The organism is Dactylosporangium sp. NPDC049525, from assembly GCF_040676755.1.
In the GTDB taxonomy this organism is placed as follows: Bacteria; Actinomycetota; Actinomycetes; order Mycobacteriales; family Micromonosporaceae; genus Dactylosporangium.
On sequence record NZ_JBFAPO010000001.1, the window covers coordinates 13,228 to 36,247 of the forward strand.

At 71.5% G+C, this 23,020-nt stretch carries 16 protein-coding genes; 6 read left to right on the plus strand and 10 right to left on the minus strand.

Annotation, left to right across the window (positions count from 1 at the left end):
• The first annotated feature begins 111 nt into the window (after positions 1–111).
• Positions 112–2,301: an AAA family ATPase gene (locus AB0K00_RS00060; protein ID WP_363512739.1), complete on the plus strand. Its 2,190-nt coding sequence runs from the start codon at positions 112–114 to the stop codon at positions 2,299–2,301.
• A 176-nt stretch (positions 2,302–2,477) separates the two neighbouring features.
• Here the strand turns inward: AB0K00_RS00060 and AB0K00_RS00065 are convergent, their stop codons facing one another.
• Positions 2,478–2,957 (minus strand): DUF3263 domain-containing protein, encoded by a 480-nt coding sequence (locus tag AB0K00_RS00065; protein WP_363512742.1) that lies wholly within the window; start codon positions 2,955–2,957, stop codon positions 2,478–2,480.
• Positions 2,958–3,034: 77 nt separating this feature from the next.
• Positions 3,035–3,820, minus strand: a complete 786-nt coding sequence (locus AB0K00_RS00070) for a DeoR/GlpR family DNA-binding transcription regulator (protein ID WP_203848668.1) — start codon at positions 3,818–3,820, stop codon at positions 3,035–3,037.
• Between the two features lie 186 nt (positions 3,821–4,006).
• On the opposite strand from AB0K00_RS00070, the gene AB0K00_RS00075 reads away from it, so the two are divergent.
• Positions 4,007–4,972 (plus strand): ROK family protein, encoded by a 966-nt coding sequence (locus tag AB0K00_RS00075; protein WP_363512744.1) that lies wholly within the window; start codon positions 4,007–4,009, stop codon positions 4,970–4,972.
• Positions 4,969–6,081 (plus strand): N-acetylglucosamine-6-phosphate deacetylase, encoded by a 1,113-nt coding sequence (gene nagA / locus AB0K00_RS00080; protein ID WP_363512747.1) that lies wholly within the window; start codon positions 4,969–4,971, stop codon positions 6,079–6,081. Before AB0K00_RS00075 ends, nagA begins: the two co-directional genes overlap by 4 nt.
• Before the next feature lie 45 nt (positions 6,082–6,126).
• Here the strand turns inward: nagA and AB0K00_RS00085 are convergent, their stop codons facing one another.
• From AB0K00_RS00085 to AB0K00_RS00095, 3 genes are all read right to left on the minus strand, one after another.
• Positions 6,127–6,840: a phosphatase PAP2 family protein gene (locus AB0K00_RS00085; protein ID WP_363512750.1), complete on the minus strand. Its 714-nt coding sequence runs from the start codon at positions 6,838–6,840 to the stop codon at positions 6,127–6,129.
• 63 nt (positions 6,841–6,903) lie between these two features.
• Positions 6,904–8,112 (minus strand): serine protease, encoded by a 1,209-nt coding sequence (locus tag AB0K00_RS00090; protein WP_363512753.1) that lies wholly within the window; start codon positions 8,110–8,112, stop codon positions 6,904–6,906.
• Positions 8,113–8,220: 108 nt separating this feature from the next.
• The gene (locus tag AB0K00_RS00095) at positions 8,221–10,044 is read right to left on the minus strand and encodes an NAD(P)-binding protein (protein WP_363512755.1); all 1,824 of its coding nucleotides are present in this window, start codon (positions 10,042–10,044) and stop codon (positions 8,221–8,223) included.
• A 125-nt stretch (positions 10,045–10,169) separates the two neighbouring features.
• Here AB0K00_RS00095 and AB0K00_RS00100 point away from each other — a divergent pair, with 125 nt between their 5' ends.
• Positions 10,170–11,282 (plus strand): hypothetical protein, encoded by a 1,113-nt coding sequence (locus AB0K00_RS00100; protein ID WP_363512758.1) that lies wholly within the window; start codon positions 10,170–10,172, stop codon positions 11,280–11,282.
• Between the two features lie 50 nt (positions 11,283–11,332).
• Here AB0K00_RS00100 and AB0K00_RS00105 read toward each other — a convergent pair whose 3' ends face one another.
• Positions 11,333–11,896 (minus strand): DUF1684 domain-containing protein, encoded by a 564-nt coding sequence (locus AB0K00_RS00105; protein WP_363512761.1) that lies wholly within the window; start codon positions 11,894–11,896, stop codon positions 11,333–11,335.
• Between the two features lie 140 nt (positions 11,897–12,036).
• Complete coding sequence (locus AB0K00_RS00110) at positions 12,037–13,038, minus strand: acyl-CoA desaturase (RefSeq protein ID WP_363512764.1); 1,002 nt, start codon at positions 13,036–13,038, stop codon at positions 12,037–12,039.
• Between the two features lie 100 nt (positions 13,039–13,138).
• On the opposite strand from AB0K00_RS00110, the gene AB0K00_RS00115 reads away from it, so the two are divergent.
• Positions 13,139–14,092, plus strand: coding sequence for a lactonase family protein (locus AB0K00_RS00115; protein ID WP_363512767.1), 954 nt, complete (start codon positions 13,139–13,141; stop codon positions 14,090–14,092).
• Here AB0K00_RS00115 and AB0K00_RS00120 read toward each other — a convergent pair.
• Together AB0K00_RS00120 and AB0K00_RS00125 are read right to left on the minus strand one after the other, a co-directional pair.
• Positions 14,089–14,331: a hypothetical protein gene (locus AB0K00_RS00120; protein WP_363512770.1), complete on the minus strand. Its 243-nt coding sequence runs from the start codon at positions 14,329–14,331 to the stop codon at positions 14,089–14,091. The genes AB0K00_RS00115 and AB0K00_RS00120 overlap by 4 nt on opposite strands.
• A gap of 148 nt (positions 14,332–14,479) precedes the next feature.
• Complete coding sequence (locus tag AB0K00_RS00125; protein ID WP_363512773.1) at positions 14,480–15,490, minus strand: hypothetical protein; 1,011 nt, start codon at positions 15,488–15,490, stop codon at positions 14,480–14,482.
• 409 nt (positions 15,491–15,899) lie between these two features.
• Between AB0K00_RS00125 and AB0K00_RS00130 the strand changes: the two genes are divergently transcribed.
• A complete protein-coding gene (locus AB0K00_RS00130) occupies positions 15,900–17,012 on the plus strand; it encodes an EamA family transporter (RefSeq protein WP_363512775.1) in 1,113 nt (370 codons plus the stop codon).
• 247 nt (positions 17,013–17,259) lie between these two features.
• On the opposite strand, the gene AB0K00_RS00135 is transcribed toward AB0K00_RS00130, so the two are convergent.
• Positions 17,260–22,929 (minus strand): ThuA domain-containing protein, encoded by a 5,670-nt coding sequence (locus AB0K00_RS00135; RefSeq protein ID WP_363512778.1) that lies wholly within the window; start codon positions 22,927–22,929, stop codon positions 17,260–17,262.
• Positions 22,930–23,020: the final 91 nt, after the last annotated feature.

A 23,020-nucleotide genomic window follows, 5' to 3' on the forward strand; every position in this document is an offset into this window, starting at 1 on the left:
CGCAACCGATGTTGCGCCCTGGCGAATTCCTCAGCACGCTCTCAGCAAGCGGTCCCGGCGAGTGCTCTCGGCTGGCGGTCGGGGCAAGCGGCCGGGTTATAGGCTCGCTGCGTGTCCGCGACGTTGACGCTCACCGCGAGTCTGCGCCCGGCGGCGCTGGACGCCCGCCGTGGCGTGGTCCGGCTCCACCCCGAGGTGCTCACCGCGCTGGGCCTGCGCGCCGGTGACCCGATCACGCTCACCGGCCGGCGCGAGTCGGCCGGGATCGCCGCGGTCGCCGAGGCCAGCGCCAGCCGCGCCCTGCTCTACGCCGACGATCTCCTGCTGGGCAACCTCGGGCTGCGCGACGGCGGCCAGGTGACCGTGTCGGCGGCGCCGCTGCGGGCGGCGGCGTCGGTGACCCTCGCCGGCCCGGCGGAGATCGCCGCGGTCGTGTCCCCGGAGATGCTCCGGCTGGCGCTGCTCGGCAAGGTCGTCACCGTCGGTGACAACGTGTCGCTGCTGCCGCAGGACGTGTCGCTCACGTCACTGGACCCCGGCGTGTTCGAGGCGGCGCGGCGCAGCCTGTCCAACACCGTCGGCTACGCCTGGACCAGCGCCCTGCTCACCGTCGTCACCGCCGACCCCGGCTCGGGGTCGCTGGTCACCATGGACACCGCGGTCGGCTGGCAGCACGGGCACGCCACACACGCCCCGGGCAGCGTGATCACCGCGCCCGCCTTCGAGGAGGACGTGCCGTCGCTGGACGACCTCCCGGGCCTGCGCGCGCAGGCGGAGCAGCTGGTCGAGCTGCTCGACCTCGGCTTCCACCACGGCGACGTCCTGACGAAGCTCGGCACGTCGGTGTCGCTGGGGGTGCTGGTGACCGGCCCCGCCGGCTCCGGCAAGTCCGACCTCGTCCACGTCGTCGCGACCAGCGTGGAGGCGCGGGTCGTGCCGCTGTGGGCCCCGGAGCTCGCGGCGCTCACCAACAACGACGCGGCCGCCCGGCTGCGCAAGGCCGCCGGCGAGGTGCGCGCGCCCGGCCCGGCGATCCTGCTGGTGGCCGACGTCGAGGCGCTCGCCCCGCGCGACCAGCCCGGCCCGCTGTCGACCGTGTTCCGCCAGCTGATCGGCGAGCTCATCCGCGACGGCGAGGCGGTCGTGTGCACCACCAGCCGCCCCGAGTCCGTCGACCCGGCCCTGCACTCCCCCGGCCTGCTGGCGCACACGATCGCGGTCCCGCTGCCCGACGCCGCCCTGCGCCGCGAGCAGCTCACCGTCCTCACCCGCGGCATGCCCCTGGACGAGGGCGTCCGGCTCGACGACGTCGCCGCCCGCACCCCCGGCTTCGTCGCCGCGGACCTGGCCGCGCTGTCTCGCGAGGCCGGCGTACGGGCAGCACTGCGCCACCGCCGCGAGGGCGAACCGCCGCTGGTGCTCATGGTCGACTTCGACGCGGCCCTGGAGGTCGTGCGCGCCACCTCGATGGCCGACTCGTCCCTGGAGCTGGCCAAGATCACCCTCGACGACGTCGGCGACATGGTCGAGGTGAAGCAGACCCTCACCGAGTCCGTCCTGTGGCCACTGTCCTATCCGGACGCGTTCGCCCGCCTCGGCGTCGAGCCGCCGCGTGGCGTCCTGCTCTACGGCCCACCCGGCTGCGGCAAGACGTTCCTGGTCAAGGCGATTGCCGGCACCGGCAAGGCCAACGTCCTGTCGGTCAAGGGCGCCGAGCTGCTGTCGAAATGGGTCGGCGAGAGCGAGCGCGCGGTCCGCGAGCTGTTCCGCCGCGCCCGCGAGGCCGCACCCACCCTGGTTTTCCTCGACGAGGTCGACGCGCTCGCCCCGACCCGCGGCCAGGCCACCGACGGCGGCACCACGGACCGGGTCGTCGCCGCCCTGCTCACCGAGCTCGACGGCGTCGAGTCCCTGCGCAACGTCGTCGTCATCGGCGCCACCAACCGCCCCGACCTGGTCGACCCGGCGCTGCTGCGCCCCGGCCGGCTCGAACGTCTCGTCTTCGTCCCACCCCCGGACGCCGACGCCCGCGCCGAGATCCTGCGTGCCGCGTCGAAGCCGGTACCCCTCGCCGCGGACGTCGACCTGAAGGCGCTCGCGGTGTCACTGGAGCGATTCTCCGCCGCGGACTGCACGGCGCTGATCCGCGAGTCCGCCCTGGCCGCGATGCGCGAGTCGCTGGAGGCCACCGAGGTGACCGCCGCGCACGTGGCCCTCGCCCGCGACCGCGTCCGCCCGTCCCTGGACCCGGTCCAGGTCGCCTGGCTCGCCGCCTACGCCGAACAACAGCAGTCCCGCTGACGCCCCCAGCCGCCGTCTCGCCCTGCTCCTGCCCCCTGCCCCCTGCTCCTGCCAGCGGGCACCCTGGCGCTGCCCGCCCCTCCCCACGCGCGAACAGACGTTGGTCAATCAGCAACGGGCTGTTGCAACGCCAAGCGGCAACGCGCCGCGCGGCGAATGCGGCGCGAGCGCCAGGATCAGCGGCGGCGGGAGCGGGACGCGCGCAGGCGGCGCAGGCGCTGGACGACCACGGGGTCGTGTGCCAGTGCCAGGGGGTTGTCCAGCAGAGCGTTGAGCAGCTGGTAGTAGCGGGTCGCGGACAGGTTGAACGTGTCGCGGACGGCCTGCTCCTTGGAGCCGGCCTGGCGCCACCAGCGCCGCTCGAAGTCCAGGATCTGCTTGCTGCGCTCGTCGAGCTCCGGCGGCTCCTCCGCCTCGGCGACGTCCAGCACCTCGGCGTCCTCAGCGGCGTCCGAGCCGGCATCCGAGCCGGCATCCGAGCCGGCATCCGAGCCGGCATCCGAGCCGGCATCCGAGCCGGCATCCGAGCCGGCATCCAGGTCGGTGTCCGAGTCGGGGAACAAGCCAGGGGACAGATCGGTGTCCACGAAGTCGTCGGCGTCCTGGGTCGACGGCTGCGCCGGGACACGAGCGGCGGCGAGGTCGTCGCGCTTCATCGTCGCTCCAAAGGCTCCGGTCCGGGGTCCGCCCAGCCTACCGGCGCACACCCGTGATCGCCCGCACCCGCAGCGGGCTACGCAGTCACGATCTTGACGCCGGCAGCCGTGAACGCGGCCAGGGTCTCCGGGGTGGCGTTGAAGTCCGTGACCAGCGTGTCGATGCGGTCGATCGGGCAGATGCGGGCAAACGCGTGGCCGCCGAGCTTGGAGCTGTCGGCGATGATGACGACCCGGCGGGCGCGGGCGACCATGAGGCTGTTCATCGCCGCCTCGCCCTCGTGGTGGGCGGCCGCGCCGAGGGTGACGTCGAGCGCGTCGACGCCGAGCAGGGCGATGTCGAGGGTGACGTCGCGCAGGATGTTGCCGCCGAGTGGGCCGACGAGCTCGAAGGACTGCGGGCGCACCACGCCACCGGTCACCACGATCTTCATACGGGAGCGCACGAGCAGCTCGTTGGCGATGTTGAGGGCGTTGGTGACCACGGTGAGCTGGGCGTCGTCGACCCCGCCGGTCAGCTCGGGGCGCACCGCCAGGGCGCGGGCGACCTCGGTGGTCGTGGTGCCGCCGTTGAGCGCGACGACCATGCCCGGCGAGACCAGGGCGGCCGCGGCGGCGCCGATGCGCTGCTTCTCGGGCGCGTGCTTCGCCGTCTTGTACCGCAACGGCAGGTCATACGAGACGCCGTTGGCGACCGCACCGCCGCGGGTGCGGGTGATCATCTGCTGCTGCGCAAGCTGGTCGAAGTCGCGGCGGATCGTCGCCTGCGAGACGTCGAGGCGCTCGGCCGCGTCCTCGACGCTGATCCGCCCGCTGTCGGTGAGGATCTCGAGGAGCGCGTTCCAGCGCGCATAGCGGTCCACGGGCCCCTCCCCTGCGCGTACGGTGCGAGATGTGTGCACAATGATGCGCGAAACTACGGGTAAACGCAAAGGCAACTGCTCAAACTAACCCGAGGGGTACGGTTGCCAGCCTGCCCGACCGTGCGCAATGATGCGCAAACCCGCCGAGTTTCATGCCACATCGATCAGCGCGAGGACGAGCTACACATGACGCAGACCGTGATCGCCCTCGATGTGGGGGGCACCGGGATCAAGTGTGCACTGGTCGGCGCCGACGGCGACACACGGCACACGGTCCTGCACTCCGAGCGACACGCCACCGGCCGCGAGCGCGGCTCCGACGCCGTCGTCGCGACGATCCTCGACATCGCCGAGGGCCTCGCCGAGACCGCGCGCGCGAAGGGCCTCGACCCGCGGGCCGCCGGCGTGGCCGTGCCGGGCGTGATCGACGAGCGCAACGGCATCGCCGTCTGGGCCGCCAATGTCGGCTTCCGCGACGTACCGCTCAAGGCCCTGCTGGAGGAGCGCCTCGGCCTGCCCGCAGCGCTGGGTCACGACGTGCGCGCCGGCGGGCTCGCCGAGGCCCGGCTGGGTGCCGGTCGGGACCACTCGTATGTGCTGGTCATCCCCATCGGCACCGGCATCGCCGCGGCCAACGTCGTCAACGGGCAGGTCTACACCGGCGCGCACGGTGCCGCCGGCGAGATCGGCCACATCGTGGTGCGCCCCGACGGCCCGATGTGCGGCTGCGGCCAGCGCGGCTGCCTGGAGGCGATCGCCTCCGCATCGGCGGTCGGCCGCCGGTACGGCGAGCAGGCCGGCCGCCCCGCCACCGCCGAAGAGGTCGCCCGGCTCGCCGCCGAGGGTGACGCGATCGCGGTCGCCGTGTGGCAGGAGACCATCGACGCCCTCGCCGACGGCCTGATGACCGGGATCGCGCTGTTCGACCCGGCGGTCATCGTGCTCGGCGGCGGGCTCGCCGAGGCGGGTGAGGCATTGCTGGCCCCGCTGCGGGCAGGGGTCCACGCACGCGTGACGTTCCACCGCGAGCCGACCATCACCCGCGCCGCGCTCGGCGACGAGGCCGGCTGCCTCGGCGCCGCCCTGCTCGCACTGGACAGCCTGCACGCACTGGACAGCCCGCACGACGACAGCTCAGGAGGAACGCAATGACGGTGGTGTCCGGCGTACGGGTGATCGCGGGCGACCGCGTCATCGAGGACGGTTTCGTCCGGATCGAGGGCGACCGCATCGCCGAGGTCGGTTCGTCGCCTTCCGGCGCTGCGTCCGGTGCCACCGTGGTGCCCGGGTTCGTCGACATCCACGTCCACGGCGGCGGCGGCGCCACGTTCACCACAGGCGATCCCGAGGCGGCCCGCACCGCAGCGGCGTACCACCTGCGCCACGGCACCACCACGCTGCTGGCGAGCCTCGTCACCTCGCCCCCCGACCTGATGCTGTCCGCCACGAAGGCATTCGCGCCCCTGGTCACCGAGGGCGTCCTGGGCGGCGTGCACTTCGAGGGCCCGTACCTGTCGCAGGCCCGCTGCGGCGCGCAGAACCCGGCGTACCTGCGCCACCCGTCCCTTGACGAGCTCACCGCCCTCATCGACGCCGGCGACGGCGCGGTCCGCATGGTCACCGTCGCCCCCGAGCTCCCCGGCGCCCTCGACGCGATCAAGCTGCTCGTCTCCCGCGGCGTCGTCGCCGCCATCGGCCACACCGACGCCACCTGGGAGGAGACCCTCGCGGGCGTCGACGCCGGCGCCACGGTCGGCACCCACGTCTTCAACGGCATGCGCCCACCGCACCACCGCCAGCCCGGCCCCGTCTTCGCCCTGCTCGGCGCCGCCCCGGTGACCTGCGAGTTCGTCGCCGACGGCGTCCACCTGCATGACGGCACCCTCGCCTTCGCGGTCTCCGTCACCGGTGCAGCCCGCGCCGCGCTCATCACCGACGCGATGGCCGCCGCCGGCATGCCCGACGGTGAGTACGACCTCGGCGGCCAGGGCGTCGCGGTCGCCGACGGCGTGGCCCGCCTGACCCGCGACGGCTCGATCGCCGGCAGCACCCTCACCATGGACGCCGCCTTCCGCCGCGCCGCGGGCGCCGGCCTGTCCCTCGTGGACGCCTCCCGGATGGCCTCGACCACCCCCGCCGCCGCCATCGGCCTCGCCGACGAACTCGGCACCCTGCGCCCCGGCCTCCGCGCCGACCTCGTCCTGCTCGACGAGTCCCTTCACGTCACCCGCGTCATGCGCGCCGGCACCTGGCTCTCATAAGCCTCGAGTAAGCCTCGCGAGTTTGCTGAAACGGCGAGTTTGCTGCTACCGCAAACTTGCTGTTTCGGCGAACTTCGGGGGTGCGATGGGGCCGGACCAGCCGCGGGTGGTGAACCAGGACGGCAGCGGGATGGTGTCCCAGGGGACGCGTTGCAGGACGCGGTCCAGCACGACGCCGAGGCAGATGGCGGCGAGGCCGTCGGTGAGCCAGTGGAAGCTCAGGAACGTCGTGGTGAACAGCACCACGGCCGGGGCGGCGTAGCGGATCGCGCGCAGCTGGCCGGGGCGCAACAGGCCGCCGAGGAGGATGGCGAGCACCCCGTACCAGACGATCGCGTTGACCACGTGGCCCGACGGGTACGACATCCCGGTCGGCACGTGGAAGAGGTATTCGGGGTGCACGACCTTGTGATCGCTGGCCGCGGTGCGGTCGGTCCAGATCTTCAGCGGGCCGATCGTCAGGTAGGTGATGGCGTAGCCGCCGATGACGGGCAGGGCGGGGCGGACGGAGTGGGTGCGCCAGCCGACGTAGGCCGCGGTCAGCACGGCGAGGGGGGTGAGCACCTGGCCGCCCTGGCCGAGGTAGTTGAAGACGCGGGCCGTCCAGTACGCCCATGACGGGCGGTGCGCGTCGACGACGTCACGGACGGCGAGGTCGACCGACAGCAGTGGGGTGCGCAGCGCCAGGGCGACCGTGATCGCCGCGAAGAGTGCCAGGAGCACCAGGTCGAACCACAAGGCCGGGCGCACGTTCCGCATGTCGGAAAACCTACCCGACGGCGCGAAACGGGCCCGGCCCCTGCACAAGACCTCTCCAGACCTCTACAGAAGGTTCCTGATGTCCGCCGCGATGTGATCCATGCGGACGCCGGAGTTCGGGCAGCCGCCGAAGTGGTGCAGCGCGATGACCTTGTTGGTGCGGCGGGAGATGACGGGCGAGCCGGAGGAGCCGCCGTCGGTGTCGCAGTAGTAGGACATGTCGGTGTCGACGTCGTAACCGTCGTACGCGGGGTTTGCCACGGCGCAGTTGCCGCTGCGCTCGCTGGTGTCGTGGGTGGTGATGACGGTCGGCATGCCGCGGGGGTGCTGCGGGATGTAGAGCTCCTCGCCGCGGACCGGGGCCCGGTCGTCCATCTGCAGGTAGCCGAAGCGGGCGATCGCGTCGAAGTTGCGGACGGTGAACAGCGTGTAGTCGAGGATGTCGTCGGTGGCGAGGACCTGGTCGGCCATGACCTTGGTGGGCCGCAGGGTGGCGCCGCCGCCGCACTGCGCGCACTCGTAGTTGAACCAGACCTCGGTGTTGCGGGCCTCACGGGTCGTGGTGAAGCAGTGGTGGTTGGTCATCATGCGGTTGTTCGCGCCCAGCCGCCACGCGGTGCACAGCTCGACGCCATTGATGAGGATGCGTGCGACGGGCTTGGCGTTGGCGTACGCGACGGGATCGGCCGACTTGTAACAGACGGCGTCCTGCTTCTCGTCGTGGCCGCAGATGCTCTCCTCGTGTCGCTGCGCGGCGGCCGCGGCCTTGCGCTTGGCCTCCGCGTCGGCGCGTTCCGTGGGGGTCTGGCCGCGGGCGACCTGGTCCACGCTCAGGCCGAGGTTCGCCAGCTTCGATCGGATGCCGAGCGGGTCGTCCTTGGCCTTCTCGACGCTGACCACGGCCGACTCGCCCGAGACGGACATCGACCAGTTGCCCGTGTCCTGCAGCTGCGCGGCGGTGTACCGGTGGACCTCGGTCCCGCTCACGTCGGACACCTTGACGGTGTCGCCGGGGTCGAGCTGGAGGCGGGAGAAGTGCACCTTCACGTAGTCGGCGCCGGGGTAACGGAACGTCGTGGCGCGCTCGATCGCGCCGCCCGTCACCGCCTCCAGGACTCCCGACGGCTCGGGCGCGGGCTCTTCGTGCGCGGGCGCCGCGAACGCGGCCGCCGGCGGTCGTGCGGGGGCGAACGACGTCGCCGCGGCGACTCCCGCCCCGGTGAGCGCGACGACGGCGCACACCCCGGACACCAGCAAAACCCTTCGGCGCATGAGCGCATTCCTCCCGATGGTCCGCATGAAGGGCCGCCCGGACTGTTAGGGGTAAATCGGGCGATCCGCCCCATTCAACGACGGATCCCAGGCAGAGGAGGCGGGAACTCAGGGAGTTGGGTCGAGCGTGCCGCCGGTCTGAGCCAAAAGGTTGCCCAGGCCCAGCCGGGTCGCTACCACGATGAGCAGGTCACTCTCGCACAGCACGTAGCCGGCCGGCGGGCTCCAGATCGTCTGCCGGCCCCCGTCGGTGGTGACCGCGAGCACCCGGACCTCGCCGACGTCCTCCGCCGCCGCGACCGCACCGCCGTCGAGGTCGGACGCGGCGACGACCGGCACCTCGGCCAGCAGCAGCACCCGGCGGTCGACGGGGATCGTGCCGATCACCTCGCGCTCCAGCAGCGCGGCCGCGAACGCCGGCGCGGCGAGGTAGGAGACGCTGCGCGACGCGGTGATGCCGAACGCCCGCTGGACCCGGTCGGCGAACGCGCCGTCGAAGAGCCGCAGCACCACCCGCAGGTCGGGCTTGAGCTGGCGACCCTCCAGCGCCGCCTCCAGGTTGGCCTGGTCGTCGGTGGAGACCACGACCAGGGCCCGGCTGGTGTCGACGGATGCGGCCCGCAGCGTGGCGATCCGGCTCGCGTCGCCGACGATGAACGGCACGCCGCGGTCCCGGGCCGACTGGGCACCCCGGGCGTTCTCGTTGCGGTCGATCACGACGACCGGCACACCGAGGTCGACGAACGCGTGCATGACCCGGGTGCCGACGTTGCCGAGACCGACCAGCACCACGTGGTCCGACAGCGGCTCGCGCAGCCGGCCGAGCGCGAGGGCCAGCTTCGCGTTGACGACCGTCTCCACGACCGCGGCCGTGATGACGGGGATCAACGCGATGCTGACCAGGCTCAGCAGCACCGTGACCACCTTCTCGGGCCACCGCGCCTCCAGGTCCGGCCCGGCACCGACGAGCTCGGACAGCAGCGTCACGTACGCCGCGTCCCACCAGGAGATCTGCTTGTAGTGCGCGATGATCCCGGTGCCCACGGCGAGCAGGCCGAGCATGATCATCGCGGTGGTCCAGAGCCGCCGCCCGACCAGCCCCCGGAAGGTGCGCACCGGATGGCGCAGCCAGCGCCAGCGGCGACGCCTGCGGCGGACCGGCACATGCTCCGGGCCGTCCTCGCGGCCCATGACGGTGCTGACCGGTTCGCCGGTCGCGACGGCCAGGACGAGGTCGGCGGCGGCCTGGTCGGCGGGCAGCAGCACCGGCTCGCCGTCGCCGGCGGTCACCGCGAGCCCGCAGATCACGTCCTCGGCGCGCACCTCCGAGCGCCGGGCCACGAACAGGGTGCGGCGCGCGACGCGGACGTGCACCGGGGCGACCTCGCCGAGCGCCTCCGACACGAACGCCGGCGCCGCCATCTGCGCGTCGGACAGCACGCGGGCGTCGGCGAAGAGGCGGCGGACGCTGTACCCCAGGCGCAGGTTGAACATCCGGATGACCAGCCGCAGCCCGGGGTTGATCTCCTGCGCCTGCAACGCCGCGTCGAGGTTGCCGATGTCGTCCTGCTTGACCAGCGCGAGCGCGTCGGCGTCGGCGAGGCCCGCCAGCTCGAACGCGTCCCGGTCGGCGTGGTCCGCCTCGATGACCCGGCCGCCGTGCTCGCGCAGCAGGCGGGCGATGTCGGGCCCGTGCCGGCGGGTGACGCTGGGCAGGATCGCCGTGACGTGCACCCCGTACTGGTGGATCAGCTCCTCGATCAGGCGATGCGCCAGAGGGTCGTCACCCCAGACGACGATCTTCTTCGTGGCCGCCGGACCGGGCGGCCGGTGCGCGCCGCCGGGAGGTTCGAGGGACCACGGACGGGTGATGGCCTGAGCGCGGGGAAGGCCGCTGCGGAGCCGCCGCATCAACCAGGACTCGGACTCCACGGGACGATCCTAACGAAGATCACCAACCCCTGATGTCCCGGTCGATGGAAGAACGTGCGCGTCACTTTGTCCAGGTTGGTCGTTGAACTGACGATCGGATTTGTCGACCAGATTGGTTTACGAGGATGAACACGTGGTTTCGCCGGGCGGTCGGTACCGTCGGTTTGGCCGGTGGCATTTTGCTGCTCGGTGCCGGTGCCGCACATGCCGATGACTCCGCCCTGGTACCCGGCCAGCTGGACGATCTCTTCTCGCCCGCCGGGGGTCCCAACAACCAGTCGCTGCAGCTCGAGGCACACGGCTCGCGCATCGACACGAGTGCGGCCAGCAGTTCGCAGGCAGGTCGCCGCACCACCAGCACCAGCACCACGACGCGTGGCGGGGGGCAGCAACTGCCCAACGTCCTGCAGACGCTGCCGCTGAACACGGTCCTGCCGACGGAGATGCTGGGCCTGCCCCGCACGACGTCGAGCAAGGTCTCCAACCTCTCGTCGGTGCCCGGGAACGCCATTCCCGGCGGCCTGCCGACCGAGGACTCCGTCGCCGCGCTGCCGCTGGTCGGCTCGCTGCAGCAGTTCGGCCTGCCGGGGATGGCCGGCATGCCGGTCGACGCCGGTGACACGCTGCGGGGCACGTCGATCGCCGACACCCGCACCGCGTTCCCGAACGTGGGGACCGAGGCGACCAGTCTGCCGGTGGGCAACGGCACCGGCGGTGGCCTGCCGCTGGTCGGCGGCGCCGGTGGCGGCCTGCCGGTCGTCGGCGGCCTGGTCAACGGCCTGCCCGTGCAGGGCACGCTCAAGCCGGTCGACGACTTCGCCATCCCGGTGGGCGCCGCCGGGAAGCGCTCGGGCAACCAGCGGGTGCAGCGCATCCAGGGCACCGAGGCGGGCACCGGCCTGCCGATGGTCGGCGACCTCCCGCTCGGCGGCAGCGACGTGCTGAAGAACGACTCGATCACCGGCGTCCCGGTGATCGGCGGCGTCGGCCCGACCCCCGGCGTCAGCACCACCGCGGTCGCGAACCGCTTCGTGCCGACGACCGGCGCCCTGCCGCAGGCGGCGAGCCAGCTGCCACTGGTCGCCGAGAAGACCTACGCGCCGAAGCACTCCACCAGGTACAGCCCGCGGCACTCCGCCGCCGAGGAGGCACTGCCGGTCGTCGGTGGCCTCCCGCTGCTCAACGGCGTCGCGGGCGGCAACCTCCCGCTCGTCGGAGGGCTGCTCGGCGGCGGCTGACCCACCGCCGTTCCACGAGAAGGCCGGTCCCCGCGGTGGGGGCCGGCCTTTCACGTGTATGCCAGTTCGCCCGCCCTGATCTCGGCGTCGAGGCGGTTCTCGTACGGCGCGAGCGGGCACGCCCACGCGTCGTCATAGGCGCAGCTCGGGTTGTAGGCGTAGTTGAAGTCCAGCCGCACCCGGCCGTCCGGCTGCGGCACGACGCCGCGGCCGTGGGTGCCCTTGACGGTGTCCGTCAGGTAACGGCCCGCGCCGTAGGACTCCTTGCCGCAGGTCGCGTCGCGGAACGGCAGGAACAGCCCGCCGCCATACGCCGCCAGCCAGAACAGCGTCAGCCGGCCCCACGGGGTCGGCAGCACACCGACCCGCTCGTAGCGCAGGACGCCGTCCTCGCCGCCGGTCGCGATCTCGAGCGAGCCGTCGGCGGGCTCCACCGGCACCACGACGGAAAACGCCGGGTCGACGGGGAAGTACCGCAACGGACCAGGCGCCGCGGACTGCGGATGGGTCGCGAACAGCTCGTCGCGCCGCGCCCGGAACCCGGCGACGTCCACATCGGACAGGTACATGGCGGCGACCCGGGCCCGGAAGTCGGCGAGCGACAGTGCGTCCACGCCCCGACCGTACCCGGTCACACCTTGGAGGAACCGTAGACCAGCACCTTCGGCACCGCGCCCCGGCGGCAGGATCGTGCCGTTCAAAGGGAAAGTCCCGAGCCCCCCGTGAAGGCCCGGGACGTCACGCGGGGCGTGCGCTACTTGCGCAGCGGCGCTCCGGCGGCGTGCAGGTGGCGCAGCGCCTGGGAGTAGGAGCCGACGAAGGTCTCGGACACGTACGGCACGCCGATCTCGGCGCAGTACTTCTCGACGATCGGCTGGGCCTTGCGCAGGTTCGGGGTCGGCATGTTCGGGAACAGGTGGTGCTCGATCTGGTAGTTCAGGCCGCCGAGCAGCACGTCGACCCACACCCCGCCGCGCACGTTGCGAGAGGTCAGGACCTGCTTGCGCAGGTAGTCGAGCTCGTCCTCACCGGTGAGGGTGGGCATGCCCTTGTGGTTCGGCGCGAACGTCATGCCCAGGTACAGGCCGAAGAGCCCCTGGTGCACGGCGATGAACGCGATCGCCACCCCCGGCGACATCAGCGCGAACACGGCGACCAGGTAGATGACGAAGTGCCCGTACAGCAGGACGCCCTCGATCTTGGAACGCTTGATCTTGCCGAGCGCCCGGGCGCTGGCCACGTGCAGGTTGAACCCTTCCAGCAGCAGCAGGGGGAAGAACAGCAGCGCCTGGCGGCCGCCGATGAACCGGGCCACACCCTTGGCCTCGTTCGCCTGCCGCGTCGACCAGACCAGGATGTCCGGCGCCACGTCCGGGTCGTGCTCCTCATGGTTGGGGTTGGCGTGGTGGCGGGTGTGCTTGTTCATCCACCAGCCGTAGCTCATCCCGATGCCGAGGTTGCCCACCAGCATGCCGCAGACCTCGGAGATGGGCCGGCCACGGAACACCTGCTTGTGCGCCAGGTCGTGGGCGACGAGCGCGACCTGGGCATACGCGACGGCGAGCACGGCGGCGACCAGCAGCGCCCACCACGACGAGCCGGTGAGGGCAAGGGCGGCCCAGCCGCCGACGTACAGGGCACCCACCAGGGTGAACCGTACGGCGTAATAGCCGGGCCGGCGGTCGAGCAGACCGGCCGCACGGATGTGTTTGGACAACGTCGTGAAGTCGGACGTGCGGTCGGCCAGGATCGTCATGTGTCCAGCGTCTCGACATCGCGCTCAGACATCGAGCCGGGCAGCCCCGCTGTTTATGGTAGGGCTGGCCCTACCATCAGGGACCGTTAGGGTGGGTGGGGTGCCAGTGCTCATCGGCTCCTACGCCGACCAGATCTCGATCTTCGACGACGACTTCAAGCCCGCGGCCGCACCGATCCGGACGTCCTCGCCGTCATATCTCGCCGCGGGGCCGACCGGGGTGATCTACACGGTCGCCGAGCTCGACGAGGGTCACGTCGCCGCGTTCCGCCTCGACGGCACCCCGCTCGGCTCGCTGCCGACCGGCGGTGCCTCCCCGTGTCACCTGGCCATCACCGACGGGTTCGTCCTGTCCGCCAACTACCAGGGCGGCAGCGTCTCCGTGTTCGCCCTCGACGCCGACGGTGGCCTGGCCGCGCGGACCGACCTGGTGCAACACACCGGCCGGAGCGTCCACCCGGAGCGGCAGTCCGCGCCGCACGCGCATCAGGTGACGGTTCGCGATTCCATGGTGTACGTGGTGGATCTCGGCCTCGACGAGATCATCCACTACCGGCTGACGGCCGCCGGCACCCTGCAACGGGAGCGCGTCACGAGCACGACCCCGCTGGGCAGCGGCCCGCGGCACCTCGCGCTGCATCCTGACGGCCGGGTCTTCGTCGCCAACGAGCTCATGTCGACCGTCACCACGTTCGACGCGGACTTCGAGGTCCTGGACGTGCGGCCGTCGGTGCTGGTCCCGCCCGCGGGTGACAACTTCCCCAGCGAGCTGCTCATCTCGCCGGACGGCACGCGGCTCTATGTGGCCAACCGCGGCAACGACACCGTCACCACGTTCGCGGTGACCGACGCGGGGCTGTCCCCGCTCGACGAGGTGTCGACCGGCGGCACCTGGCCGCGCCATTTCACCCTGATCGACGGCGCCCTCGTGGTGGCGAACCAGCACTCCGACACGGTCACGCTGCTGGAGCTGGACCCGGGCACCGGCGTGCCCCAGCCCGGCCGGGTCGTCCTGGAGCACCCGTCGCCGAGCGTGGTCCTGCGCGTGCCCTAGGCGCTCTCCTCCCGCACCACCATCGGCGCGGTGTTGAACTCCATCGCATCGAGGGCGGCCCGCAGCCTGGGCAGGTCGCCCTCGGCCAGCTGGAACGAGGCCCGGCAGATCTTGTCCACCCACAGCGACACCACCACGGTGCCACGCATCGGGTGACAGGTCACCCGCATGGTGCGGTCATCGCTTCGCACGTCTTCGAACACGTCGCCCGACTTGGGCAGCGCCACAAGCTCACCCATGCACTCCATGCTGCGGTACTGAACGCACGTTCTTCAACCCTCGGGATCCCCTATCGCCCACGCACTCATCCGCGCGGCCGTCCGCCACCCCGCCGCCCCGGCGGGCGACGACGGCGGTGGGCGTGGCTCGAGGGGCGCCGCGGGTGGGTCAGGCGGCTTCGGTGAGCGGGGTCTTGCCCGTGAGCGGGACGGCCTCGACGGCGGCGCGGAGGTCCTGGGTGCGGTCGGTGTCGGGGTTGACGGCCGTGACGGAGATGTCGAGGCCGGGGCGGGTCTCGGCGGCCCGGGTGTTCTTCGTGCGCTGCTGCGGGACGCGGCGCTTCTTGCGGGTGATCGTGGAGGCGACGATGGCCGACTGGCGGGCGGCGTCGAGCGTGTCGCGCAGCTCGGCGGCCTCCTCCGCGACCTCGGCGGCCTCCTCGGCGAGCGCGTGGGCGGCGACGACCGCCACGTCCGCGGACTTGACGGCGGTGCGCTCGGCCGCGGCGGCGGCGTCGTAGAGCCGGCGGGCCCGGCTCTCCGCGGAGCGGCGCAGCTCGATCTCGCGGGCCTGCAGCTCATGCAGCTGGTCCCAGCCGGAGGCGCCCCGGAAGACCGACTCGAGAGCGTCGACGGTGATGTCGCCGCGCTTGAAGGCGGCGAGGGCGGCGCGGGACACCTCGCGCTTGTCTTCCTCTTCGGCGTCGGTCGGCGCGTCCGGGTCGGTGGCCGCAGCGGCGCGCAGGGCCTCCTCATAGGCCTTCTGCGCGACGTCGAAGGTGGCCCAGGCGGCCTCGCGGGCCTGCTGGGCGGCGAGGGCGCGGGACTGCGCCTCGACCACCTCGATCTGGGCGCGCTTCGCGGCGGCGGCGGTCGCGGCGGCCTGGCGGATCAGCTCGCCGGCCTCGACGCGGAGGCGGGCCCGCTCGGTGGGGCTGAGGCTGGCATCGGCCTCGGCGACCTCGGCGCGGCGCTCGGCCCGGTTGATGCGGTGCAGGCTCCACCGGGACAGGATCGCGGCGAACAGGATGAACAGGACGATGAAGCCGATCATCGCGGCATACAGGGCCAGGGCGCCGGTGATGGGGTCGAGGCCGAGGATGCCCCGGCCGCCGTCGAGGGTCCAGGGCAGGCCCCCTCCCGAAGATGACCCGTGCGTGGCGGGTGCGGAAAGAGCCACGGCGCGACCTCCGGCTGTGCGTGTCGCTACAGCGTAATGGTCATGACCAGGGCGGGTCGACCCATCGAAGGGTGACAATTCGATGAAAAGCCGGACACGAGCTGTCACTGCCGAGCGTAAAAGGCCCGGTCAGCTGGGGTGCCGCGACAGCGGACGGTGATGATCACCAGGACACTGTCGGGCACTTGTCACCAGAACGTGATCGTGAACGGTAATTCAGGTGTCCCGCCCGCGGGTGATCGCTACCGTGCGCGGCATGTGCTTGCGTGTCGTGCTTTCGCCGCCCATTCGCTAGCGGGCAGGCGAACGACCCCGAAATAGCACCCGGCCTCGGCGCCGGGTGCCGGTGACGGCTGCCCGCATTTCGTGAAGGTTCGCATTGTCACGACAATTCGGGAGTCACTCACAAATGGGACATAATCCTTCTCTGCCCGTCGGGCGGGGACTGTTCTTCATCGCATTCGCGGCCGTCTCGTGGGGTGTCGGCGGGTTCGTCGCCGCCGTCCTGTACGGCCACAGCGGGCTCGGTCCGATCGCGGTCACCTTCTGGCGGTACCTCGGCGGCATCCTGCTGCTCATGGCCATGCGGCCGTTCAGGACGAGGGACGAGGCGCCGCGCAGCAGGACCAGGACCATCCTCAACGGCCTGGGCATGGCCCTCTACCAGGCGGCGTACTACGTGGCGATCGACCTGGCCGGCGTCGCCGTCGCCACGGTCGTCGTCCTCGGGTCGGGGCCGGTGCTGGTCGCCGTCGGCGCGCGGGTCTTCCTCGGCGAGCGGCTCGGCCGGACCGGCGCCGCAACGATCGCGGTCTCGCTCACGGGGCTGGTGCTGCTGGTCAACGCGGACGGCTCCGGGAAGAACCCGGTGGCGGGGCTCGCCGTGGCGCTGGTGTCCGCGGCCGGGTACGCCGCCGTCACGCTGCTGAACCGGGCGGCGAAGGACGACCCGTTCGAATCGGCGCTCGGCGGGTTCGCGGTCGGCATCGTGGCGCTGCTGCCGCTCGCCCTGATCGAGGGGCTGCTGCCCACGCGCGGCGGGCTCGGTGCGACGGTCGGGCTGCTGGCGTTCCTCGGCGCGGTGCCGACCGCCCTGGCCTATGCGCTGTTCTTCGCGGGCCTGACCGTGGTCAGGGCCACGACCGCAGCGGTCGTGGCCCTGGTCGAGCCGGTCGCCGCGGTGACCCTCGGCGTCCTGGTCCTGCACGAGCCGCTGACGGCGTGGTCAGCGGCCGGTGCGGGACTGCTGGTGCTGTCGGTGCTGATCAGTGGTCAGGGGGAACGCCGCGACCGCACGACGGCGGTCACCGCGAACGCCCCCGCCGCGACCGCCGCGGCGAGTCCCCACAGCCACAGGTGCGAGGACGTCGACGGGGGTGGTGGCGCGGCTCTGGACGAGGCTGGCGGCGGTGACTGCGCCGGTCGCGACTCCACTGTCGACGTGGCCTTGACCGGGCTCGCGCCCGGGCCGGTCACCACGACGGTCCACGTGCCCGGCGTGAGGACCGGGCCCGAGGTGTAGAAGCCGCGGCCCTCCGCCGCGGGGTTGAGCTGCAGGGGACCGATCGTCCTGCCACCGGCCGCGGACGCGGTCAGCACCAGGCGGAGGTCACCCTCGGCGGGGCGGCCGTCCGCGCTGAACGCGCGGACGGTCACCCCCTCGGCGCCGTCCCCGGCGACCTCGAGCTTGAGGTCGCCGGGAACGTCCGCGTGCGCGGTGCCGGGGGCGAGCCCCAGCACCACGAACGCGAGCAGAGCAAAAACAAATCTCACAGCTTGCCGTTCTTCTTCACCCGGTTCGGGTCCTCGTCGAGGCGCCCGGTGCCCTTCAGCGACTTGCCGGCATTGGCCTTGACGCCGGCGTTGTTCGGCGGCGTACCGCCGAGCCGCACCGTCATCGCGTCCGCGTCACGGATCAACGTGTCGCGGATCTCCGCCTCAGGCACGAGCTTGGCGGTCACCAGGTCCCGGAAGGCCTTGAGCTCCTTGAGGGCCTTCGTGTCGTTGCCGTTCGCCTCGGCCTTGCGGGCCTTGGCGAGCTGGTCCGACAGCTGGTTGTACGCCTTGGTCGTCAGGCGGCTCGTCGCCTTGAACCGGTCCAGCAGGTTCTGCATGTCCCGGAACGAGGTGGTGACGAAGAACCGCACGGTGCTGGTGGTGGCGTTGCCGGCGTTGTCGGTGCCGACCACGACCAGTTCGTGCAGGCCGAGGTCGAGCTCGTACATGGCCTGCAGGGTGCCGGTCTGGTAGGCGCCGCCGTCCAGCGAACCGGTGACCGACCTGATGCCGGAGACCGGGTCGATGGCCTGCCAGGTGACGCGGACGTCCTGGCTGTCGCCGTAGAGCTGGCCGTCGGCGAGGCCGGCGACGATGACCGTCGGCGCGGTGCCGTCGATCTTCAGGATGGCCGACTTGAGCGTCTCCACGTTGCCGGCCGCGTCGGTGGCCTTGTAGAGCAGCTCGTGCTGGCCGTTGCCGGTCACGTTGACCGGCGTGGTGTAGACCGTCCACGGACCGCCGTCGAGGGACCATTCGACCTTCGACACGCCCGCGCCGGCGTCGGTGGCGGCGAGCGTCACCGGGGTGGCGCCGTTGTGCCAGCCGGCGTCGGTCGCCGGTGCGAACGCCGCCGTGGTGACCGGCGCGGTTGCGTCGATCTTCACGGTGGTGGTCTGCACGGCCGAGACGTTGCCCGCCTTGTCCGTGGCCCGCGCCTTGACGGTGTGCGTGCCGTCGCCGCTGATGGCAACCGGAGCGGTGTAAGCCGTCCAGGTGCTGTCGGCGTCGAGCTGGTACTCGATCTTGTCGACGCCGGAGCCGCCCGCGTTGTCGGTCGCCGCAAGGGTCACGGTGACCGGCCCGGTGTACCAGCCCGCGGTGGGCGGAACATCGGAGGAGACGGTGGAGGTGGCGACCGGTGCCGTCGTGTCCACCGAAGCGGTGCTGAGGTGGAAGTAGTCGAACGACGCCGGCTTCGACGCGGTCTGCCCGGCACCGAGGGTGTACAGGCCGACCTTCAGGCTCGCGGACAACGCGTTCGTGAGCGTGTCGAGCGGTGTGTAGGTGACGCCGTCCGCCGAGTACGAGGCGGTGTAGGCGTTGCCGGCCTTGGCCAGCCGCAGGTGCCAGACCGAGGCGGTCAGGTTGTTCGCCCCGGGCTGCGGGTTCTGCACGGCACCGGCGATCTCGCTGCGGAACTCGAGCCGCCGCGTGACCGGCTGCCCCGGCTGGTTGTCCACGACGAAGTCGAGCTTCACGTAGTTGTCGTCGTCGACGTAGACGATCAGGCCGCCCTGCTGGTACTGCTCGTTGAACAGCGAGCCGTCGACCTTCGTGTCGAGCGTGAAGTCACCGGTGGGTGCCTTCTGCAGGATGAAGTTCGCCGGGTTGCTGTTTCCGGTGCCGTAGATGTCGCCGTTGGGAACGTCGACCTGCAGGGCACCGCCCGAGACGCGGTACTTGGTGGAGTCCTCCCGCACGATCGCGTTCCACCGGCAGTGGTCCAACGTGGACCCGGTGAACTCGTCGTTCGGGTCGACACTCGCGACGTCGTCCGGCGCCAGCAGGAAGTGGTCGAAGCTCGCGTTGACCACCGGCGCGGTCGTGCCGCCGTTGAGCGCGAACAGGCCGACCTTCGGGTTGGCGATGCCGGCGAGCGCCGCCGACCGCCCGACCGGGACGAACGTGGTGCCGTCGGCCGAGTAGGACGCGGTCAGGTTCGTGCCGTCCGAGGCGATCCGCACGTAGTACGTGTCGCCAGGCTGCGCCGGGATCGCGTCGGCACCCTCGTTACGGGGAGTGCCGGCGGTCTCGCGGATAAACTCGATCTTGCGCGAGTCGCCGTACAGCAGGTCGACCTTGGCGTAGTTGTCGTCATCGCCGTAGACGATGAGACCGGCCTGCTGGTAGTTCGCCGCCGCGGTCAGGGTGATCTTCGTGGTCGCCTGCCACGCGCCGGACGGTGCCGGCTGCAGCACCAGGTTGGTCGCGTCGTTACGGCCGCCGTAGAGGTCACCGGCCGCGGTCGGCAGGATCAGCGAGCCGCCCGCGACGGAGAACGTCTGGTTCTCCCGGACGACCGTCCACTTCGTACGGTCCAGCGAGGACCCGGTGAAGTCGTCGGACTTCGCGCCGAAGCACGAGGTGTTCGGCGCCTCCGCCCGCACGACCACGCTGCTGTACCCCTTCGCCCCGCGGGCGTCGGTGACGGTCAGCGTCGCGGTGAAGGTCCCCGGTGCGGTGTAGGTGTGGCTCGCGTTGGCGGTCGTGGCCGTGCCGCCGTCGCCGAAGTCCCACGCGTAGGTGAGCGGGGTGTCGCCCTCGGCGTCGGTCGCCGAGCCGGTGAACGCCACGTTGAACGGCGTCGTCCCGGTCGGCGGGGTGGCGGTCGTGGTGACCACCGGCGGCGCGTTGTCCGTCACGCCGCGGCCGATGAAGTCGACCCAGTTGATGTTGTAGCCGGCTCCGGACCCGGTGGCGATGAAGTACAAGGGTCCGGATGTGGTGCTGGCGGCGACATCCACCGTCAGGTCCACATAGGTCTGCCAGCCGCCGGTGCCCGGCACCGCGACGGATCCGACGATCGGGCCGTCGAGTGCGCCGGTGCGGATCTGGATCGTGCCGCCGGTGGCGTTGTTGCTGGCGGCGCGGATCCGCAGCTGGCTGATGCCGGTGAGGTTGGCCGGCGCGAAGGAGAACCAGTCACCCTCCTCGACGAAGCCGATGTTCTGGAAGCCGCCCTGCGGGTCGCCGGTCGTCTCCGTCCGCACGCCCGGGTCGCCGCCGGCGGTCGAGCCCGGCACCCGCCCGGTGGCCGCGAAGTACTCGGCCTGCTTGCGCTTGGGCTGCAACTGGACCAGTGACCGCCCGGTGAGCGGACCGGCACCGCCGGCGCCGCCGTTGTCCACATAGGACGCCTCGATGACGGCGAAGACGTCGGCGTCCGCGCCGTGCCCGCTGGCCAGCGACGTCTGGACCGTGCCGCTGCAGCCGGTGTACTGGTTGAGCGGGTGGGCGTGCTCGTCGTGACCCAGCAGGTACTGGACCTGGACGCGACTGCAGTCGATCGTGCCGTCCTCGGGGTCGGTCACGGTCACGGTGAACGCGACCTGGTCACCCCACTGGTAGAAGCCGCCGTCCGGCGGCAGCGTGATGGTGACCTTCGGCGCGGTGTTGCCGACGGTCACCGGCACGTTCGCCGTGCCGCTGCGGCCCTCGGAGTCGGTGACGGTCAGCTGGGCGGTGAAGTTGCCGTTGCTGGTGTAGGTGTGTGTCGGGTTCGCCTCGGTGGACGTACCCCCGTCGCCGAACGACCACGCGAAGGTGATCGCCTGCCCGTCGGGGTCACGGGAGCCGGCGCTGGAGAAGTGCACGGCGAGCGGGGCGGCGCCGCTGGTCGGGTCGGCCGCGGCCTGCGCGATCGGAGCCCGGTCACCGGCGATGTAGTCGATGCGGTAGACGCCGGAGTCGTCGTTGTTGCCGCCGAAGCCGGTGCCCCACTCGATGAGGTAGAGCGCGCCGTCGGGGCCGAACTCCATGTCCATCGGGCGGATCGTGCTCATGCCGACCAGGGCCTGGTTGATGTCCACAAGGGACTTACCGTCGGTGCTGACCTGCATCGTGTAGAGCTTGTTCTGGTTCCACTCGCCGAAGATGGCCTTGCCGTCGTAGTACTGCGGCCACTTGGTCTCCGACGTGGAGTCGGCGTTGTAGCGGTAGACGGGACCGGCCATCGGCGCGCCGCCACCACCGATCTCGGGGAAGCGCGGGTTGCCGTCGTAGTCGTAGTCGACCGTCGCCGCGATGACCGGCGGCAGGTTCGTCAGACCGGTGTTGTTGGGCGAGTCGTTGACCGGCGCGGCACAGTCGAACGCCGCGCCCGACGGGCCGGACGGGAACGTGAAGTCCCGGTAGGGCACGTTCGCGCCGGTGCAGTACGGCCAGCCGTAGTTGCCGGGCTGCGCGACGATGTTCCACTCGACGGTGTTGCCGGGCCCGCGGTTCGGGTTCGCCTGGGCGGCGTCCGGGCCGTAGTCGCCGACGTAGAGCGTGTTCGTCTTCGGGTCGACGCCGATGCGGAACGGGTTGCGGAAGCCCATCGCGAAGATCTCGGGACGGGTCTTCGCGGTGCCGACCGGGAACAGGTTGCCCGACGGGATGGTGTACGTGCCGTCGGCCTGCGGCTTGATCCGGATGACCTTGCCACGCAGGTCGTTGGTGTTGCCGGCGCTGCGCTGCGCGTCGTAGTCCTGCCGCCCGGACCGCTCGTCGAGCGGCGCGTAGCCGTCGGACTCGAACGGGTTGGTGTTGTCACCGGTGGCGAGGTACAGGTTGCCGGCGCTGTCGAACGTCATCGTGCCGCCGGCGTGGCAGCAGGTGTTGCGTTGCGTGTCGACCTGCAGGACCTGCTTCTCCGTGCTCAGGTCGATCGTGTCGCCGACCGCCGTGAACCGGCTCAGGACGTTGCGTGGTCCGCCGCCGTTGGGTGCGTAGTACAGGTACACCCAGTGGTTCGTCGCGAAGCCGGGGTCGAGCGTGATGCCGAGCAGCCCGTCCTCGTTGCCGGTGAAGACCGGGACGGTCGCGGCGGTGACGGTGGTGTGCGTGTCCGGCTTGACGATCTGGACGCGCCCGTCACGCTCGATGTAGAAGACCCGCCCGTCGGGCGCGATCGCCAGCTCCATCGGGTTGTTGGTGTTGCTGTCCAGCGTGACCTTCTCGAAGCCGCTGGTCAGCGTGGCGCTGCAGTCCGACTTGAGCACGCCGGCGGCGGTCTCGATGCCGCCGAGCAGGTGCCCGAGGAACAGCGGGTCCGTGTAGGACTCCTGGGTGTGGCCGGCGCCGGTGTACCAGGAGCGGCCGCCGTCGTAGTCACGGCACCAGGAGAACGGGTGGTCCGCGCCCATCGCCCCGGTCCCGGGCGTGTAGCTGGTCTCGTCCAGGCTGGCCAGGACGTGCACCTTGGCGCGGGGGTTGGCGCGGAAGTTGTACCACTCGTCGAAGCGGCTCCACCGGTCCGGCAGGTCCTTTGTGGACGGATGCGCCGGGTCCTCGACCTTGATGGTGGCCTGCTGCTGCGCCGGGTGGCTGGTGAAGTAGGCGCCGACGAGCTCGCCGTACCACGGCCAGTCGTACTCGGTGTCACTCGCGGCGTGGACGCCGGCGTAGCCGCCGCCGGCCTTGATGTAGCGCTCGAACGCGGCCTGCTGGTCGGCGTCGAGCACGTCCCCAGTCGTGGACAGCCAGACGACGACCTCATATTTGGCGAGGTTGGCGTCGGTGAACGCGCCGCCGTCCTCGGTCGTGTCGACGGTGAAGCCGTTGGCGGCGCCGAGCTGCTGGATCGCGGCGATGCCGGCGGGGATGGCATCGTGCCGGAACCCGGCGGTCTTGGAGAACACCAGCACGTCGAACGGGTCGACGGCCTGCGCCTGCGGCACGGCGGGAGCTTGTACGGGCGCCTGGACGGGCGCGGCATTGGCGGCCTGGGCGGGAAGAGCGACTGCGGCTGTAGCTGTGAGGGTTATGGAG

Coding starts and splice junctions, on each gene's coding strand:
- AB0K00_RS00065 (WP_363512742.1), bottom strand. CDS start 2,957: ATGAAGCGCGACGACCTCGCCGCCGCTCGTGTCCCGGCGCAGCCGTCG.
- AB0K00_RS00075 (WP_363512744.1), top strand. CDS start 4,007: ATGACGCAGACCGTGATCGCCCTCGATGTGGGGGGCACCGGGATCAAG.
- nagA (WP_363512747.1), top strand. CDS start 4,969: ATGACGGTGGTGTCCGGCGTACGGGTGATCGCGGGCGACCGCGTCATC.
- AB0K00_RS00085 (WP_363512750.1), bottom strand. CDS start 6,840: ATGCGGAACGTGCGCCCGGCCTTGTGGTTCGACCTGGTGCTCCTGGCA.
- AB0K00_RS00090 (WP_363512753.1), bottom strand. CDS start 8,112: ATGCGCCGAAGGGTTTTGCTGGTGTCCGGGGTGTGCGCCGTCGTCGCG.
- AB0K00_RS00100 (WP_363512758.1), top strand. CDS start 10,170: ATGAACACGTGGTTTCGCCGGGCGGTCGGTACCGTCGGTTTGGCCGGT.
- AB0K00_RS00110 (WP_363512764.1), bottom strand. CDS start 13,038: ATGACGATCCTGGCCGACCGCACGTCCGACTTCACGACGTTGTCCAAA.
- AB0K00_RS00120 (WP_363512770.1), bottom strand. CDS start 14,331: ATGGGTGAGCTTGTGGCGCTGCCCAAGTCGGGCGACGTGTTCGAAGAC.
- AB0K00_RS00130 (WP_363512775.1), top strand. CDS start 15,900: ATGGGACATAATCCTTCTCTGCCCGTCGGGCGGGGACTGTTCTTCATC.